The sequence below is a fragment of the Isoptericola luteus genome (assembly GCF_020297055.1).
GTDB lineage: Bacteria > Actinomycetota > Actinomycetes > Actinomycetales > Cellulomonadaceae > Isoptericola > Isoptericola luteus.
Genome location: NZ_JAIXCQ010000009.1, coordinates 16,675 through 32,412, shown reverse-complemented (window position 1 = coordinate 32,412; position 15,738 = coordinate 16,675). Strand labels below are relative to the sequence as shown.

Here is a 15,738-nt window from a genome sequence, read left to right as displayed (position 1 = left end):
CCCGTGCGGGCGACCGCCGCGGGCCAGGAGGTCGTGCTCGACCTGCCCATGGCGCACCCCCGCTGGACATGGGGCGCTACCAGGCGTGGGGCAACCGCGGCCCCTCGACCATGCGCGTCTGGATGCCGGAGCAGTAGCCCCCGCCGGGACCGCGCAGGTCAGGACGTCGCCCACACCCCCAGCTCGTTGCCGCTCGGGTCGAGGAAGTGGAAGCGCCGCCCGCCCGGGAACTCGTACGGGCCGTCCACCACCTGCCCGCCTGCGGCCGTCACCGCGGCGAGCGTCGCGTCGAGGTCGTCGGAGTACAGCAGGACGAACGGGCCGCCGCGGGCGATCTCGGAGGCCTCGGCGAGGCGCAGGCCGCCCGCCTCGGCGGGCGCCTGCTCCGCGGCCGTGCGGACGCCCGCGTACTGCGGGCCGTACGGGACGAACTCCCACCCGAACGCGGCGCCGTAGAACGCCTGCGCCGCCGCGAGGTCGGTCACGGGGAGCTCGAGGTAGTCGACGGTGTGATGGATGCCGTGCGTGTGCTGGCTCATCCCGGCAGCATCCCCCTGCCCTCCGACAGCCCTCCGACAGCCCCCGCCGGCCGCCCACGGCGCCGACGCCGGCCGCGGCCTGTCTGGCCGGTAGGATCGCACGATGCTCAGGAGACTCCGGCGGGCCCTCGCTCGCGTGTACTGGCGCCTCAGCCGCTGGACCCTTCGCAGCCGGCCCGCACCGACGGAGACGGGCATCCTCATCGGCGCCCCGCACACGTCGAACTGGGACTTCGTCCTCATGCTCGGCATCGCGTGGCGGCTCGGCCTCGACATCCGCTGGCTCGGCAAGCACACGCTCTTCACCGGCTGGCGCGGGCCGCTCATGCGCGCCCTGGGCGGCATCCCGGTAGACCGTCGTGACCCGAGCAGCGTCGTGGAGGACGTGCTCGCCCGGATGCAGCGCGGCGAGGTCTTCCACCTCGTCGTCACACCCGAAGGCACCCGCTCGGGAGACGGCTGGAAGTCCGGCTTCTACCGCATCGCGCGGGCGGCCGACCTCCCGGTCACCCTCGGCTACGTCGACCGCACGACCATGACGACCGGCCTCGGGCTCACCCTGCGCCTCACCGGCGACGTCCGGACCGACATGGACGCGGTCCGTGCCTTCTACGCCGACAAGGCGGGCTTCCACCCGGACAAGCGCACCGAGCCCCGCCTGCGCGGCGAGGACGCGCCCGACGGCGAGGCACCCGCCGACTCCTGACGGGGCCCTTCGGTGGGGGCCGGACGCCTCCGGGGTGGATAGGCTCGCCGGGTGCCCGACACCCCCGTGAACATCCCCCTGACCAGCGACGTCGTCCTGCGTTCGCTGACCCGCGACGACGGCCCCGCGATGGCCGCCGCGTACGAGCGCAACCGCGACCACCTCGAGCCGTGGGAGCCCGCCCGGCCCGCCGCGTTCTACACCGCCGAGTACCACGCGCGTCAGATCCCCGTGCAGATCCTGGAGCGGTCGTCGGGGCGCTCGGAACCGCTCGTCCTGGAGCGTGGCGGCGAGATCGTCGGGCGCGTCAACCTGTCCGACATCGTGCGCGGCGCCTTCTGCAACACCCACCTGGGCTACTGGATCGACGGGCGGCTCGCGGGCCGCGGGCTCATGACGGACGCCGTCGACGCCGCGTGCGCGCACGCGCGGGACGCCCTGGGGCTCCACCGGGTGCAGGCCGCCACGCTGCTGCACAACGCCGCGTCCCAGCAGGTGCTCGAGCGCACCGGGTTCGAGCGGATCGGCGTCGCGCCGCGCTACCTCCGCATCGCGGGGAGCTGGCAGGATCACGTGCTCTTCCAACGGATCCTGCACGACTGACCGGAGCTCGCCGACCGCCCGCACACCGGTCTCGGCATGCGCGACGCCGCCGCGTGCGATAGACCGGGACATCGGGTCATGCGGAGGGGGCTGTCATGAACACGGATGCCGGGTCGTTGACCATCGCGTTGCTGACGGCGTGCACGGAGCCCGACCTGGGCATCCGGTCGAGCATCGTCCAGCAGCTGCTCGACGAGGCGAGCGAGGACCAGCGCCTGGCGCGGGAGGTCATCACGACGATGCTCACCGCGTCGGTGATGTCCCTGCGCGCGTACTCCGACGCGACGCAGCGCGACCCGCAGGACGTGCTCCGCACGCTCGGCGTGAGCTGGTCGCGGCGCTCCCTCACCGCCTGACGCCCGTCAGGCGTCGAGGTCCTCGATGCGCGCGACGCTCGGACCTCGCCCGGACCGCAGCCGCGCGGCCACGGCCTCGGCGTCGCGCAGCACCCGCAGGGCGTTCCCGCTGGTGAGCCGTCCCAGGTCGTCGTCCGACCAGCCGCGGTCCGCGAGCGCCGCCAGCAGGTTCGGGTACCCGGAGACGTCCGCGATCTCAGGGGCGAAACCGCCCGCGCCGTCGTAGTCGCCGCCGAGGCCCACGTGCTCGACGCCGGCGACCTCGCGCACGTGCTCGACGTGCTCGACGACGTCGTCGAGCGTGGTCGCCGGGATCGGGTGGGCCTTCTCCCACTCGACGCCGAACGCGGAGAACGCCGCATGGTCGTTGGGCGCGATCCCGGCCGCCCGGGCGGCCTCGCCCGCGTCGGCCCGCCACCGGCCGATCGCCGGGGTGACGAAGCTCGGCACGAACGTCACCATGCACACGCCGCCGTTGCCGGCGAGGCGCGCGAGCACGTCGTCGGGCACGTTGCGCGGCACGTCGGCCACCGCCCGCGCCGAGCTGTGGGAGAAGACGACCGGCGCCTGCGTGACGTCGAGCGCGGCGCGCATGGTGCCCGCGGACACGTGCGACAGGTCGACGAGCATGCCGAGGCGGTTCATCTCGCGCACCACCTCGCGGCCGAACGCCGTCAGCCCGCTCTCGCCGAACCGGCCGTCGGCCGGCGGATCGTCCGTCGCGGACTCCGCCCACGGGGTGTGGTGATTGTGCGTGAGCGTCATGTACCGCACGCCCACCTCGTAGAGCATGCGCAGCGCACCCAGCGAGGAGTCGATCGACTGGCCGCCCTCGGCGCCCATGAGCGACGCGATCCGTCCCTCGGCCCACGCGGCGACGACGTCGTCCGCGCTGAGCGCGAGCCGGAAGTGCTCCGGCCAGCGGGCCACCATGCGCTGGACGGCGTCCACCTGCTCGAGCGTCGCGGTGACGGCCGCGCTGCCGGGGAGGTTGGACGGCACGTAGACGGACCAGAACTGGGCGCCCACGCCCCCGGCGCGCAGCCGGGCGACGTCGGTGTGCGTGCGGCCCTGGGTGCCCGCGCCGAGGTCGAGCCGGTCCCAGTCGTAGCCGACCTGGACGCGCGCCTCCCAGGGGAGGTCGTTGTGCCCGTCCCAGACGGGGTGCTCACGCAGGAGGGCGGCGATGCGGTCCGCGGTGCTGGTCATCCCCGCACGCTACCCGCCGCCCCGGAGCCCGAGTTGTCAGGACGAGGTGCACGCAAACATGCACGTCGTCCTGACAGGTCAGGGAGCCCGCGAGTTGTCAGGACGAGGTGCACGCAAACATGCACGTCGCCCTGACAGGTCGGGGAGTGCGCGGGTCAGTCGCGGCGCGTGCCGCGCAGCCTGTCGATCTCGCGCCGCTCGCGCTTGGTCGGACGCCCGGCGCCGCGGTCGCGCAGGCCCACGGCCGCCCGCTCCTCGCGGGAGGGCACGGGCGGGCTCTCGTCCCGGTAGGCCTTCACCGCGAGGGGTGCGCCCACGCGCTTGGGCAGCAGCTCCACGACGACGACCTTGCGGTCCCGCAGCGGGTCGCGCCAGGTGATGGTGTCCCCCACGGCCACCGACGTCGCCGGCTTGGCCACGACGTCGTTGACCCGCACCCGGCCGGAACGCAGCAGCGCAGCGGACGACGACCGGCTCTTGAAGAGCCGCACCGCCCACAGCCACACGTCCGCCCGCACGGGCTCAGCCTCTCACGCCCGATAGGTGGCGCGACGCGACCGTTGCTAGCGTCTGTCCCATGGCTGAACCCCAGGCCGACGTCCGCGTCGAAGAAGACCTGCTCGGACCGAAGGAGGTCCCGGCCCAGGCGTACTACGGGATCCACACGGTACGCGCGATCGAGAACTTCCCCATCTCGGGGACCACCATCAACGACGTGCCGGAGATGATCCGCGGCATGGTCATGGTCAAGAAGGCCGCCGCCCTGGCGAACCGGGAGCTGCGCGCCGTCCAGCGTGACATCGCGGACGCCATCGTGGGCGCCTGCGACGAGATCCTCGTCGACGGCCGGTGCCTCGACCAGTTCCCCATCGACGTGTTCCAGGGCGGCGCCGGCACGAGCGTCAACATGAACACCAACGAGGTCATCGCCAACCTGGCGCTGGAGCGGGCCGGGTTCGCCCGGGGCCGCTACGACGTCATCAACCCGAACGACCACGTCAACAAGTCGCAGTCCACGAACGACGCCTACCCCACCGGCTTCCGCCTCGCGGTGTTCGCCATGGTGGAGACGCTGAACGTCGCGGTGAAGCGCCTCTCGCGGGCGTTCGACGAGAAGGCGTCCGAGTTCTCGGACGTCGTCAAGATGGGACGCACCCAGCTCCAGGACGCCGTGCCCATGAGCCTCGGGCAGGAGTTCGCGGGCTTCTCCGTGAACGTCGCCGAGGAGGTCAAGCGCCTGAGCGTGGCCGCGGAGCTGCTGCTGGAGGTCAACCTGGGCGCCACGGCCATCGGGACGAGCCTCAACACCCCGCCCGGGTACCCCAAGGTCGCGGCGCGGCGGCTCGCCGAGGTGAGCGGCCTGACCACGGTGCCCGCGGAGAACCTCGTGGAGGCCACCTACGACAACGGCGCGTACCTCGCCGTGCACTCCGCGGTGAAGCGCCTGGCGGCCAAGCTGTCGAAGATCTGCAACGACCTGCGGCTGCTGTCCTCCGGCCCTCGCGCGGGGCTGAACGAGATCAACCTGCCCGAGCTGCAGGCGGGCTCATCGATCATGCCGGCCAAGGTGAACCCGGTGATCCCCGAGGTCGTCAACCAGGTGTGCTTCAAGGTGATGGGCAACGACGTGACCATCACGCACGCCGCGGAGGCGGGCCAGCTCCAGCTCAACGTCATGGAGCCGGTGCTCGCGGAGTCGATGTTCGAGTCGATCCGGCTGCTCACCAGCGCGTGCGACGTGCTGCGCACCAAGTGCGTCGTCGGGATCACCGCCAACGCGGAGGTCACGCGCGCCCACGTGCTGGGCTCGATCGGCATCGTGACGTACCTCAACGAGGTGATCGGGCACCACCACGGCGACCTCGTGGGCAAGGAGGCTGCCGCCACCGGCAAGGGCGTGCGGGACATCGTCGTCGCGCGCGGCCTGCTCAGCCCCGCGGAGGTGGACGCCATCCTCACCACGGAGAACTTCCTGCACCCCCGCTACACCGGGCGGTTCTACCCGCCGGACGAGCGCGGCATCCCGCCGCTGGACGAGCAGGGCGAGTCCTCCCAGGTCGTGGAGTCCGACAACGCCGCCGGTGCGCCGTCGGCCCCGGAGCCGTCGCCCGAGCCCGAGCCCGAGCCCGAGCCCGAGCCCGAGAACGGTGAGGCCGCCGGGTGATCCTCGTCCAGTTCGCGGTCGTCCTGGTCTTCGTCTTCATCGGGGCCCGCCTCGGGGGGATCGGGATCGGGCTCGCGGGCGGCGCGGGGGTCATCGTCCTCGGCCTGCTGGGCCTGGAGGTCGACCCCGCGACGGGCGTCCCCTGGGACGTGCTGGGCATCATCATGTGCGTCATCGCGGCGATCGCCGCGATGCAGTCCGCCGGCGGACTTGACCTCCTGGTCGCGAGGACGGAGGTGCTGCTGCGTGCCCGGCCGCGCAACATCACGTTCCTCGCGCCGCTCGTCACCTACTTCATGACGGTGTTCGCCGGCACCGGGCAGGTCGCGTTCTCCACCCTGCCGGTGATCGCCGAGGTGGCGAAGGAGTCGAACGTGCGGCCGTCCCGGCCGCTGTCGATCGCGGTGGTCGCGTCGCAGATGGCGATCGTGGCGTCGCCGATCTCCGCCGCGGTCGTGGCGATGGCGGCCGTCGTCGAGCCGCTCGGCGTCGACTACCTCACGATGCTGACGGTCGCGGGCGTCTCCACGCTGGTGGGCTGCCTGCTCGGCGCCCTCGTCGCGACACGACAGGGCGTCGAGCTGCAGGACGACCCCGTCTACCAGGACCGGCTCGCGAAAGGGCTCGTGCGCAAGCGCGAGCGCACCGAGTTCGTCGCCAAGCCGCGGGCGCTGCTGTCGCTGGTCATCTTCGCCGTCGCGCTGGTCGTCGTGGTGCTCTACTCCACGGCCGTCTCGGACTCCGTCGCCCTCATCGAGAACCCCACCATCACCCGCAGCGGCGCCATCATGACGTTCATGCTGCTGGCCGGGCTGCTCATCGCCGTCCTGTGCAGGATCGACGTCGGCACCGTCATCACGCAGCAGACGTTCCGCAGCGGCATGAGCGCGGCCGTGTGCATCATCGGCGTCGCCTGGCTGGGCAACACCTTCGTGCAGGGACACACCGACACCATCGAGGAGCTGGGCGGCACCCTCATCCGCGACTACCCGTGGATGCTCGCCGTCGTGCTGCTGCTCGCGTCCGCCCTGCTCTACTCGCAGGCCGCGACCACGATCGCGCTCATGCCCGTCGCCGCCGGGATGGGGGTGGGCGCGACGACGCTCGTCGCGTCCTTCCCTGCCGTCACAGGGCTGTTCCTCCTGCCGACGTACACCACCGTCGTCGCGGCCATCGAGCTCGACGACACCGGCACCACCCGGATCGGGAAGTACCTGTTCAACCACTCGTTCATGGTGCCGGGGCTGGTGTCCGTCACGGCCGCGGTCGCCATCGGGTTCGGGCTGGCGCCGCTGCTGATCTGAGCGGGTGGCGGGGTGGCGGGTCCTCGCCCGAACGTGCGGCCTTGGCCTCAGACGCGCTCGGCGACCCAAGCTTCCGCCCGCTGCGGCGGACGGGCCGCAGGCGCCAGGAACGCGGCCGCGGCGATGGGCCCACGAGAAGGCGACGTAGCCGAGGGTCGCGACGAGGGACACGCGGGCGGCAGGGTTCTCTCCGGAGTCACCGGATGCCGAGATCGCGACGGGAACCCGAGCGAGGCGCCCAGGCCCCACAGGACGCCGCGGCGGCGGCCACCCTCGGCTGGTCGACGAAGACGACCCACGAACCGCCTTCAGGAAGAACAGCGCGACCAGGGCGTTGCGGCGCGCGCGAGGGCCGTCACGAGGGTGGAGGGCTGCCGAGAATGCGGGACCACGAGCCTAGGCGGTCGGCGGGTCGTCGGTGGCCGCGGCGAGCCTCACGCGGGCGACCCGCACGACGTCCACCGCCGCGACGGCGATCCCGTCGGGCAGGTCGCGCACGGACGGGTCGACCCAGACGCCGGTGTCGCGGCGCCACGGCAGCAGCACGAGCGTCACGCCGTCGCGGACGACGTCGTCGCGCCAAGGGGTGAGGTCGACGTCCCAGTCGCGGCCGTGCCAGAAGTGGTCGCTCACGACCTCCTCGCGCCCGTCGTGGTGGACCAGCGCGCGGCCGACGTCGCCGGTCCAGGAGACGCGCAGCAGGACGCGGTCGACGCCGTCCAGCGCGTCGGCGGGCACGTCGAGGTGCACGCGGGCGGCGCCCGAGAAGTCGGTCGGCGCGCTGAGCCGGTCCATCGGGCCGCCCGTGGTCGCACCCGGCGGGGCCGGGGCCGTCGGGTGCAGGCCCGTCGCGACCCGGTGAGGGCCGGCGCCCGGGACGGACAGCGTCCACGTGGACCAGAGCGCGCCCTCGCGCTGGGCGGTGGTGACGGCCGCCGCGTCGGTCGACGCCGTCAGGGACGGGGGCGCGGGCAGCAGGGACACCGTCGTCGCCGGGGCGTCGGTGTGCGTGACGAGCGCGCCGTCGAGCGAGAGCACCGGGGCGTCGGACAGCACCAGCCGGTCGCGGCCGAGGACGTCGAGCCGGTAGAGCCGGTTCGCCGACGCCTCGTCGAGCACGAGGACGTCGACCTCTCCGGACGAACCGCGCAGGCCCACCACCGTGTCGGTGCCGGGAGCGGCGGTCAGGTCGAGGACCGTCGTGCCGGCCTCGCGCCGGGCGGTGACCGGGCCGTTCGCGGCGACGTCACCCTCGAGCACCAGCTCGACCCGGACGCCGTCGGTCGCGACCAGCACGACGACCTCACGGTCAGGACGGTCGTCGCCGGCGGTGCCGTCGACGGCGATCCGCGTGAGCAGCTGCGCCGTCGCGCTGCGCAGCACCAGTCCGTCGGCGAGCGGGTACCGCACCGGCCACGCCACCGAGACGCCGGCGGGCAGGTCTACCGGTCTCGACGGCACGGTGACGGTCGCGTCGTCGAGCGCGACGGCGAGCTGTACCCCCGGCTGCGGAGGCAGCGGGCGGCGGGCGGGCTGGTAGGTGGTGAGGAAGACGTACCCGCGACACCCGTCGGAGCGCACCGACCAGCGCAGGTCGCCCTGGTCGTCCACGACGCCGGAGTCGTCGCTGCCGCCACCCACCGTCGTGGTCATGGCCGACAACCCCGCGCCGTCGTGCTGGAGCCACAGGTGCTGGCGCCGCAGCAGGTGGTGGTGCAGCCGCACCTGCCCGTGCTCGCCGACCGGTGCCCCGAAGTCGTACGTGCGCGTGGGCACGTCGTTCGGGTACCCCGTGGCGTGCGACTCCTGCTCGGTGCCGTGCGGCCCGGTGCGCTGGGTGCCGCCCGCGTACATGTAGTACCCCTGCCACACCGAGCCGCTGCCGATCTTCGCCAGCGCCAGCGCCGCCACGTCCTGCGGCGTCACGAGCGGGCGCCGGTGGTAGGCCACGTGCATCCCGCCGCCCAGCTCGCACGTCGCGTACGGCAGCGCGTCGTCGTCCGTCGGCGCGACGCCGTCGCCGGCGCCGTCGCCGGAGTGTTCGAGCACGATCCCGTCGAGCGACTCGCGCAGGTCCGCTCCCACCGACAGGTCGTCGCGCACCGTGCTGTACCGGAAGTGCACGGGCGAGAACGCCGGCCACTCGGTCTCGGCGTCCTCCCAGAACCCGTCCGCGTACGCGCTGTACACCGGCAGCAGGGTGGGCGGCACCTGCGCCCCACCCCAGCCGGTCGCGGTCCAGACCGGCACCCGCAACCCCGCCTCCTCGGCGATCCTGCGCAGGGCGGCCAGGTGCTCCGGCTGGTCGTACAGCTCGTTCTCCATCTGCGCGCCGATCACCGGCCCGCCCTCGGCGTGGGTCAGACCGGTGAGCTGTGCCACCGTCTGCCCGAAGAATGCGCGGACGAGCTCCAGGTAGGCCGGGTCGTTCGTCCGCGTGTCGAGGCCGCGCTCGACGAGCCAGTCCGGGAACCCGCCGTGCCGCGCCTCCCCGTGCGCCCACGGCCCCATCCGCACCACCACGTCCAGCCCGTGCGTGCCCGCCAGCTCGACGAACGCACGCAGGTCGAGGTTCCCGTCCCAGCAGAAGTTCCCGGGACCGGGCTCGTGCGCCTGCCAGAACACGTACGTCGCCACCGAGTCCAGCCCGCCCGCCCTCGCGTGCCCCAGTACCTCCGACCACCGCTCGCGCGGGATGCGGGCGTAGTGCACCTCGCCGGTGACGGGGAACCACGGTTGCCCGTCACGCTCCAGGTGCCTGCGGGTCACCCGGATCTCCCGGGTGAGGGCGTCGGCGTGCATGGGGTCCTCTCGTCGGCGGTGGGGCGGTGCCCGCACGAACCTAGGCCCTCGAGAGCAGGAGCAGCCGCACCACCCGCGCTGTTCGGCACCACCCCACCCCGGGACGGGTGCCGGCCGCTCGGTCACGCGACGGTCGACGTCACCATCCGCGGGTCGGCCGTCGTGACCTCGTGCACGTCGCCGGTGACGGCGATCGTGGCACGCGCCGTCGCCGTACCGGGCACGTCGCGCTTCTCCGCCGGACGTGCGCTGGTGATCGCCCCGCCCGTCGTCTCCTGGACGTCGTCGGGGGCGACCTCCGCGGTCGCGGCGGCGTGCGACCCGGCCCAGACCTCGACGTCGCCGGGCTCGACGACGCGCACCATCCGCCGGTCGCTGAACGCGAGCCGCGTCGTGGGCACCTCGAAGGTCGCCACGACGGACTCCCCCGCCTCGAGCTCCACCCGCCGGTAGCCGAGGAGCTGCACGACCGGGCGCGGCAGCGACCCCACCACGTCGCGGGCGTAGAGCTGCACGACGTCGGCACCGGCCCGGGTGCCGGTGTTCGTCACCCGCACCGACGCGGTGAACGTGCCGCCCGCCGCGACGTCGGCGTCCACCGTGAGGCCCGTGTACTCGAACGTGGTGTACGACAGCCCGAAGCCGAACGGGCGCAGCGGCGTGGAGTCGGTCGACGTCACGTCCGACGGCCCGCCCAGCACGGGGTGCAGGTACGAGTACGGCTGCGCACCCGCCGACCGCGGCAGCGAGACCGGGAGCCGCCCGGAGGGGTTCACCGTGCCCGCGAGGACGCCGGCCAGCGCGGGCCCGCCCTCCTCGCCGGGGAAGAACGACTGCAGCACCGCCGCCGGCGCGCGGTCGCCGTCGAGCGCCCACCCGATCGCGTACGGCCGGCCGCTGAGCACGACCATCGCCACGGGCGTGCCGGTGGCCACGACGGCCTCGACGAGCGCCCGCTGCACGCCGGGGAGCTCGAGCGACTCGGCGTCGTTGCCCTCCCCGACAGTGCCGCGCCCGAACAGTCCCGCGTGGTCGCCCACGACGACGACGGCGAGGTCGGCGCCGGAGGCCGCCTCCACCGCGGCGGCGAACCCGGAGGTGTCCTCGCCCTCGACGTCGCAGCCGACGGCGTGCACCAGCTCGGGCCGGGCCATCCCGGCCTCCTCGAACGCCCCGGCCAGCGACTCGAGCACCGTGGGGATCTCAAAGCCCTTGGGGACGTCCGGGTGGTGCGCCAGCACGTGGTTGGCGAACGAGTAGCAGCCCATCAGCGCGTCGCTGCGGTGCGCGTTCGGCCCGACGACGGCCACGCGCGCGGGAGCGGCGGCCAGCCCGTTGAGCGGCAGCAGCCCGTCGTTCGTCAGCAGCACCACGGACTCGTCGGCGAGCCGGCGGGCGACGGCCCGGTGCCCGGCGGGGTCGAGGTCGACGGCGGTGGGGGCGTCGCCCTCGAACGCGTCGTCGTCGAGCAGCCCGAGCTGCTCCTTCTGCCGCAGGGCACGCAGCACGGCCCGGTCCACCAGCGCCTCGTCCACGTCGCCGGCGCGCACGGCGGCCGCCAGCGGCTCGAGGTACGCGTCGCCGCTGGGCAGCTCGACGTCGAGGCCGGCCTCCAGCGCCTGTGCCGCGGCCTGCGCCCGGTCGGCGGCGACCCGGTGCATGACCTCCAGGAACGCCACGCCGAAGTAGTCCGCGACGACCACCCCGTCGAAGCCCCACCGCTCCCGCAGGATCTCGGTGAGGTACTCGTGGCTCGCGTGCAGGGGCACGCCGTCGACGTCCACGTACGACGCCATCACCGAGCGCACGTCGCCGTCGAGCACCGCCATCTCGAACGGCGGGAGGTAGACGTCCGCGATCTCGCGCGGGCCCGCCGACACGGGCGCGTGGTTGCGACCCGCGCGCGAGCCGGAGTAGCCCACGAAGTGCTTGAGCGTCGCGTGCACCCCGGCATCCTGCAGCCCGCGCACGTACGCGGTGCCGACCGTGCCGACCAGGTACGGGTCCTCGCCGATGCACTCGTCGACGCGGCCCCAGCGCGGGTCGCGCACGACGTCGAGCACGGGCGCCAGGCCCTGGTGGATGCCGAGCTCACGCATCGAGTCGCCGATGAGGCGGCCCATCTCCGCGACCGTGTCCGGGTCGAACGACGCCCCCCATGCGAGCGGCGTCGGGAACGTCGCGGCCTTCCAGGCGGCGAGGCCCGTGAGGCACTCCTCGTGCACGAGCGCGGGGATGCCCAGGCGGGTCTCGGCCCGCAGCCGGCGCTGCTCGTCCCACAGCCAGCGGGCCCGGTCCACCGGGTCCACCGGGCGGGTGCCGTACACGCGCGTGTAGTGCCCGATGCCGTGCCGGGTGACCTCGTCGAGGCGTGCCCCGTCGTCGGACGCCATCTCGCCCTGCATGGGCGCGACGACGTCACCGCCCTTGTCGAGCCAGTAGCCGACGAGCTGCGCGAGCTTCTCGTCGAGGGTCATCGCCGAGTGCAGCGCGGCCACGCGCTCGGACACCTGCGGCATCGCAGGGAGAACATGCGTCACGGTGGGATCTCCTTCGTACGCGACGTACGGACGGTCGGGGTGGGGACGGACGCCCGGGCTCGGCCGGGCGGCCCGTCCTCAGCCCTTCACGGCGCCCTGCAGGCCGTTGACGATGCGCTTCTGCATCGCGAGGAAGAACACCAGCGCAGGGATCATCGCCAGCGTCGTGAACGCGAACACGCCTGCCGTGTCGGCCGAGTGCTCCGAGGAGAAGTCGGCGACGCCGAGGGGGAGCGTCCGCATGTCGCCGCGCAGCAGGAGCAGCGGCAGCAGGTAGGCGTTCCAGGACCCGACGAACGCGAGCACGCCGACGGTCACCATGCCCGGCCCCGACAGGGGCAGCAGGATCCGCCAGAAGAACCCGATGCGGCTGGCGCCGTCGAGCTGGGCGGCCTCCTCGAGCTCCGCGGGCAGGGCCTGCAGGAACGGCCGCAGGATCACCACCGTCATGGGCAGCGCGAACGCGGCCTGCGGCAGCGCCACGCCCCACCAGGTGTTGCCGAGCTGGTAGTTCTGCGTGATGAGGATGAACAGCGGGATGATCGCCACCGTGGCCGGGAACAGCAGCCCGATGACGAACACGAGGAACAGCGCCTCGCGCCCGCGGAACCGGTACCGCGCCAGCGGGTAGGCGGCCATGATCCCGAACACCACGACGACGGCCGTCGTGACGACCGCGATGATCGTCGAGTTGAGGAAGTAGCCCCAGAACGGGGAGTCCGCCGCGAGCACGCCCGCGTACTTGGACAGCACCCACGGGTCGGGCAGGCCGGCCGGGTTCTCCGCGAGCTGGGCGTTGGTGCGGAAGCCGCCGAGGACGCCGTACAGCACCGGCCCGAGGGTCACCGCCACCACCACGAGGGAGATCGCGTAGACCAGCACGTTGCCGCCCGGGTTCGACCGCTTGCGGCGGCGCGGCGCACCCGCCGGGGCGGGCTTCGTGCGGGCGGGGATCGTGGCGGCGCTCATGCCTCGTCCTCCTTCGAGTCGCGGCTCAGGATGAATCGCTGGTACGCCAGGGCGAGCACCAGCGCGACGACGAACAGGACCACCGAGGCGGCGCCGGCGATGCCGAAGTTCTGCCGCTTCGTGCCCTCGTTGACCAGGAACGTCGCCATCGTCGTCGTGGCGTTGGCCGGGCCGCCGCCGGTGAGGATCCACACCATGTCGAAGAGCTGGAGGGAGCCGATCATCGACAGGAAGCCCCACGTGCGCATGGTCGGGCCGAGCAGCGGGATCGTGATGCGCCGCTGCACCTGCCACCAGGAGGCGCCGTCGAGCTGGGCGGCCTCGTAGAGCTCCTCGGGCACGCCCTGCAGGCCGGCGAGGAAGAGGATCACGGCGAGGCCGAGGTACTTCCAGGTCAGCACGACGAGCACGGTCCACAGGGCGTACTCGGGCGTGCCGAGGAAGCCCTGGTCCGGGCCCTGGAGGCCGACGGCGGCGAGCATCGTGTCGATGACGCCGTACTGCGGCTGCAGCAGCTGGAACCAGACCACGCCCGCGATGACCTCGGCCAGCACGTACGGCACGAAGATGATCGTGCGGAGCAGCCCCTGGCCCCACATCTTGCGGTTGAGCAGCAGCGCGATCGCGAGCCCCAGCGGGAGCTGCAGCAGGATCGAGCCGACCACGATGATGAGGTTGTGCACGAGCGCGTCGGTGAACACGTCGTTCGTCAGCACCGAGACGTAGTTCGCGAGGCCGACGAAGTCGACCATGGGGCCGAAGCCCTTCCACCGGTACAGCGACATCTGCACGGCGGTCGCCACGGGCACCGCCACGAACGCCACGAGCAGGGCGAGCGCGGGGGCCACGAAGAAGGCGATCTCCGCCCGCTTGCGCCACACCCCGCGTGTCCGCCGGCCCGGGTCCGAGCCGGTCCCCGTGCCCGCGCGCCCAGCCGGGCGCCGGCCCGCCGGCCGTGCATGAGCACGACCGGCGGACCGGGCCACGGTGGACGTCGCGGACGAGGCGGCCGCGGGTGCGGTCACGTCGTCCGCCACGTCGATCACATCTCCGCTTCGGCCGCGGACTGCACCGCGTCGACGACGTCCTGCGGGGTCGCCTTGCCGGCGAACAGCAGCGCGATCTCGTCGTTCATGGCGCCACCGATCGACGTCCCGAGCAGGGTGTCGAGGTAGAGCTGGATCTCCGGCGCGCCGTCACGCACCGTGAGCAGCTCCGACAGCGCCGGGTCGGAGACCGAACCGGAGGCCGTCGGGTTGGTCGGCAGACCCATGTCGAGCTCGGCGAAGCCCTGCTGGACCTCGTCCGAGATCAGGTACGCGGCGAAGTCGACCGCGGCGTCGGGCGAGCTGTTCGACACGGCCCACGCGTCACCGCCACCCATCTGCGCGAACTCCGTGCCCTGCTGGCCCTCGATGGAGGGGTACGGGAACCAGCCCGTGTTGTCGCCGAGGCCGGTGCCGTCCTCGGTGAGGCCCTGCATGACGCCGGGCTCCCAGTGCCCCGCCAGCTCCATCGCGACCTTGCCGGTGGCAAGGAGGCCGGAGGCCGAGGTGGCGCCGGACTGCGCCGGCGTGCTCAGGAAGCCCTTGTTGAAGGGCTCGGTGTCGATGAGCTCCTCGAGGTCCTCGCCGGCCTTGACGAAGCACGGGTCGGAGTAGTCGACGTCGGCGATGGCCGCGGCCAGCGTCTCGGACGAGCACTCGCGGATCACGTTGTAGTACCAGTAGTGCGCGGCGGGCCACTTGTCGCCGGCGCCGACCGACAGCGGCGTGGTGCCCGACGCCTTCAGCTTGTCGAAGACGTCGTAGAGGCCGTCCATCGTGCTGGGCGTGCCCTCGATGCCGGCGTCCTCGAAGATCGCCTTGTTGTACCAGAAGCCGACGACGCCGATCGAGAACGGCAGCGCGTAGGACGCGCCGTCGACCTGGAAGCCGGACATGTACGGCTCGATCGTCGAGATCGTGTCGGCAGCGGGCTCGGAGATGTCCTTGAGCAGGCCCGCCTCGACGTGGGCCGCGAGCTCGCCGCCGCCACGCTCCATGAAGACGTCGGGGGCGTCGCCGGCCTGGAAGGCCGCGTCCAGCTTGGTGAGCATGTCCTCGTGCTGCATGGCGCTGACCTCGACGGTCACGCCCTCGTTCGCCGCCTCGAAGTCTGCGGCGACCTTGTCGTAGTACTTCTTGCCGTCACCGGTGTTGGAGTTGTGCCACCAGGTGATCGTCACGGGAGCACCGGGTTCGGTGGTCTCCTCCTCGCCCTGGCCGCCAGTGCCCTGCCCGGCGCAGGCCGTGGCGAGAAGGGCGACGGTCGCTCCGAGCGCGACCATGGTCGCGCCACGCGTTGTCCTCGTCATCGTGGATCCCTTGTCTTCGTCGACGGGAGCGGCAGCTGCCGCGGGTGGTCATCATCGTGCTGGCATGAGACTGGCAGCCGGGACCGGTGACCGTCAATCGTTTTCGATAACGATTTCGGCACGACGGCGGCCGGTGGGGCGCTCCTGCCCCGAAAGGCCGGCGACACACCCGGACGGAACGCCGGGGATA

13 protein-coding genes are annotated in these 15,738 nt (G+C 72.8%); 5 read left to right on the top strand and 8 right to left on the bottom strand.

The window, feature by feature from the left end; genetic code table 11:
- Positions 1-158: 158 nt before the first annotated feature.
- Entirely contained in the window at positions 159-539 is a 381-nt protein-coding gene (locus tag LEP48_RS13070) for a VOC family protein (RefSeq protein ID WP_225566040.1), read from the bottom strand.
- 103 nt (positions 540-642) lie between these two features.
- Here LEP48_RS13070 and LEP48_RS13065 point away from each other — a divergent pair, with 103 nt between their 5' ends.
- The 3 genes from LEP48_RS13065 (at position 643) to LEP48_RS13055 (ending at position 2,204) form a co-directional block, all read left to right on the top strand.
- Complete coding sequence (locus LEP48_RS13065) at positions 643-1,245, top strand: 1-acyl-sn-glycerol-3-phosphate acyltransferase (protein ID WP_225566039.1); 603 nt, start codon at positions 643-645, stop codon at positions 1,243-1,245.
- Between the two features lie 51 nt (positions 1,246-1,296).
- Complete coding sequence (locus LEP48_RS13060; protein WP_225566038.1) at positions 1,297-1,848, top strand: GNAT family N-acetyltransferase; 552 nt, start codon at positions 1,297-1,299, stop codon at positions 1,846-1,848.
- 95 nt (positions 1,849-1,943) lie between these two features.
- Positions 1,944-2,204 carry a hypothetical protein gene (locus LEP48_RS13055; protein ID WP_225566037.1) on the top strand — a complete coding sequence of 87 codons (261 nt, stop codon included), beginning with the start codon at positions 1,944-1,946 and terminating at the stop codon, positions 2,202-2,204.
- Between the two features lie 6 nt (positions 2,205-2,210).
- On the opposite strand, the gene LEP48_RS13050 is transcribed toward LEP48_RS13055, so the two are convergent.
- Positions 2,211-3,413 carry a dipeptidase gene (locus LEP48_RS13050; RefSeq protein ID WP_225566036.1) on the bottom strand — a complete coding sequence of 401 codons (1,203 nt, stop codon included), beginning with the start codon at positions 3,411-3,413 and terminating at the stop codon, positions 2,211-2,213.
- A 155-nt stretch (positions 3,414-3,568) separates the two neighbouring features.
- Positions 3,569-3,931, bottom strand: coding sequence for an RNA-binding S4 domain-containing protein (locus tag LEP48_RS13045; RefSeq protein ID WP_225566035.1), 363 nt, complete (start codon positions 3,929-3,931; stop codon positions 3,569-3,571).
- Positions 3,932-3,990: 59 nt separating this feature from the next.
- Here LEP48_RS13045 and aspA point away from each other — a divergent pair, with 59 nt between their 5' ends.
- Positions 3,991-5,577 (top strand): aspartate ammonia-lyase, encoded by a 1,587-nt coding sequence (gene aspA, locus LEP48_RS13040; RefSeq protein ID WP_225566034.1) that lies wholly within the window; start codon positions 3,991-3,993, stop codon positions 5,575-5,577.
- Positions 5,574-6,881, top strand: coding sequence for an anaerobic C4-dicarboxylate transporter (locus LEP48_RS13035; protein WP_225566033.1), 1,308 nt, complete (start codon positions 5,574-5,576; stop codon positions 6,879-6,881). Before aspA ends, LEP48_RS13035 begins: the two co-directional genes overlap by 4 nt.
- A 396-nt stretch (positions 6,882-7,277) precedes the next feature.
- Here the strand turns inward: LEP48_RS13035 and LEP48_RS13030 are convergent, their stop codons facing one another.
- The 5 genes from LEP48_RS13030 to LEP48_RS13010 all read right to left on the bottom strand — a co-directional run bounded on the left by LEP48_RS13030 (position 7,278) and on the right by LEP48_RS13010 (position 15,548).
- On the bottom strand, positions 7,278-9,683 hold the full coding sequence (locus tag LEP48_RS13030) for a beta-galactosidase (RefSeq protein ID WP_225566032.1): 2,406 nt from the start codon (positions 9,681-9,683) through the stop codon (positions 7,278-7,280).
- A gap of 122 nt (positions 9,684-9,805) precedes the next feature.
- The gene (locus tag LEP48_RS13025; protein ID WP_225566183.1) at positions 9,806-12,202 is read right to left on the bottom strand and encodes a beta-xylosidase/alpha-l-arabinosidase; all 2,397 of its coding nucleotides are present in this window, start codon (positions 12,200-12,202) and stop codon (positions 9,806-9,808) included.
- A 99-nt stretch (positions 12,203-12,301) separates the two neighbouring features.
- Entirely contained in the window at positions 12,302-13,192 is an 891-nt protein-coding gene (locus LEP48_RS13020; RefSeq protein WP_225566031.1) for a carbohydrate ABC transporter permease, read from the bottom strand.
- Positions 13,189-14,229, bottom strand: coding sequence for a carbohydrate ABC transporter permease (locus tag LEP48_RS13015; protein ID WP_225566030.1), 1,041 nt, complete (start codon positions 14,227-14,229; stop codon positions 13,189-13,191). The genes LEP48_RS13020 and LEP48_RS13015 overlap by 4 nt, the downstream gene beginning before the upstream one ends.
- Before the next feature lie 5 nt (positions 14,230-14,234).
- The gene (locus LEP48_RS13010; RefSeq protein WP_225566029.1) at positions 14,235-15,548 is read right to left on the bottom strand and encodes an ABC transporter substrate-binding protein; all 1,314 of its coding nucleotides are present in this window, start codon (positions 15,546-15,548) and stop codon (positions 14,235-14,237) included.
- Between the last annotated feature and the right edge of the window lie 190 nt (positions 15,549-15,738).

Bases quoted from the DNA above. Each gene is read 5' to 3' on its own strand.
- LEP48_RS13070 (WP_225566040.1), bottom strand. From the start codon at position 539: ATGAGCCAGCACACGCACGGCATCCATCACACCGTCGACTACCTCGAG.
- LEP48_RS13065 (WP_225566039.1), top strand. From the start codon at position 643: ATGCTCAGGAGACTCCGGCGGGCCCTCGCTCGCGTGTACTGGCGCCTC.
- LEP48_RS13055 (WP_225566037.1), top strand. From the start codon at position 1,944: ATGAACACGGATGCCGGGTCGTTGACCATCGCGTTGCTGACGGCGTGC.
- LEP48_RS13050 (WP_225566036.1), bottom strand. From the start codon at position 3,413: ATGACCAGCACCGCGGACCGCATCGCCGCCCTCCTGCGTGAGCACCCC.
- aspA (WP_225566034.1), top strand. From the start codon at position 3,991: ATGGCTGAACCCCAGGCCGACGTCCGCGTCGAAGAAGACCTGCTCGGA.
- LEP48_RS13030 (WP_225566032.1), bottom strand. From the start codon at position 9,683: ATGCACGCCGACGCCCTCACCCGGGAGATCCGGGTGACCCGCAGGCAC.
- LEP48_RS13025 (WP_225566183.1), bottom strand. From the start codon at position 12,202: ATGCCGCAGGTGTCCGAGCGCGTGGCCGCGCTGCACTCGGCGATGACC.
- LEP48_RS13020 (WP_225566031.1), bottom strand. From the start codon at position 13,192: ATGAGCGCCGCCACGATCCCCGCCCGCACGAAGCCCGCCCCGGCGGGT.
- LEP48_RS13010 (WP_225566029.1), bottom strand. From the start codon at position 15,548: ATGACGAGGACAACGCGTGGCGCGACCATGGTCGCGCTCGGAGCGACC.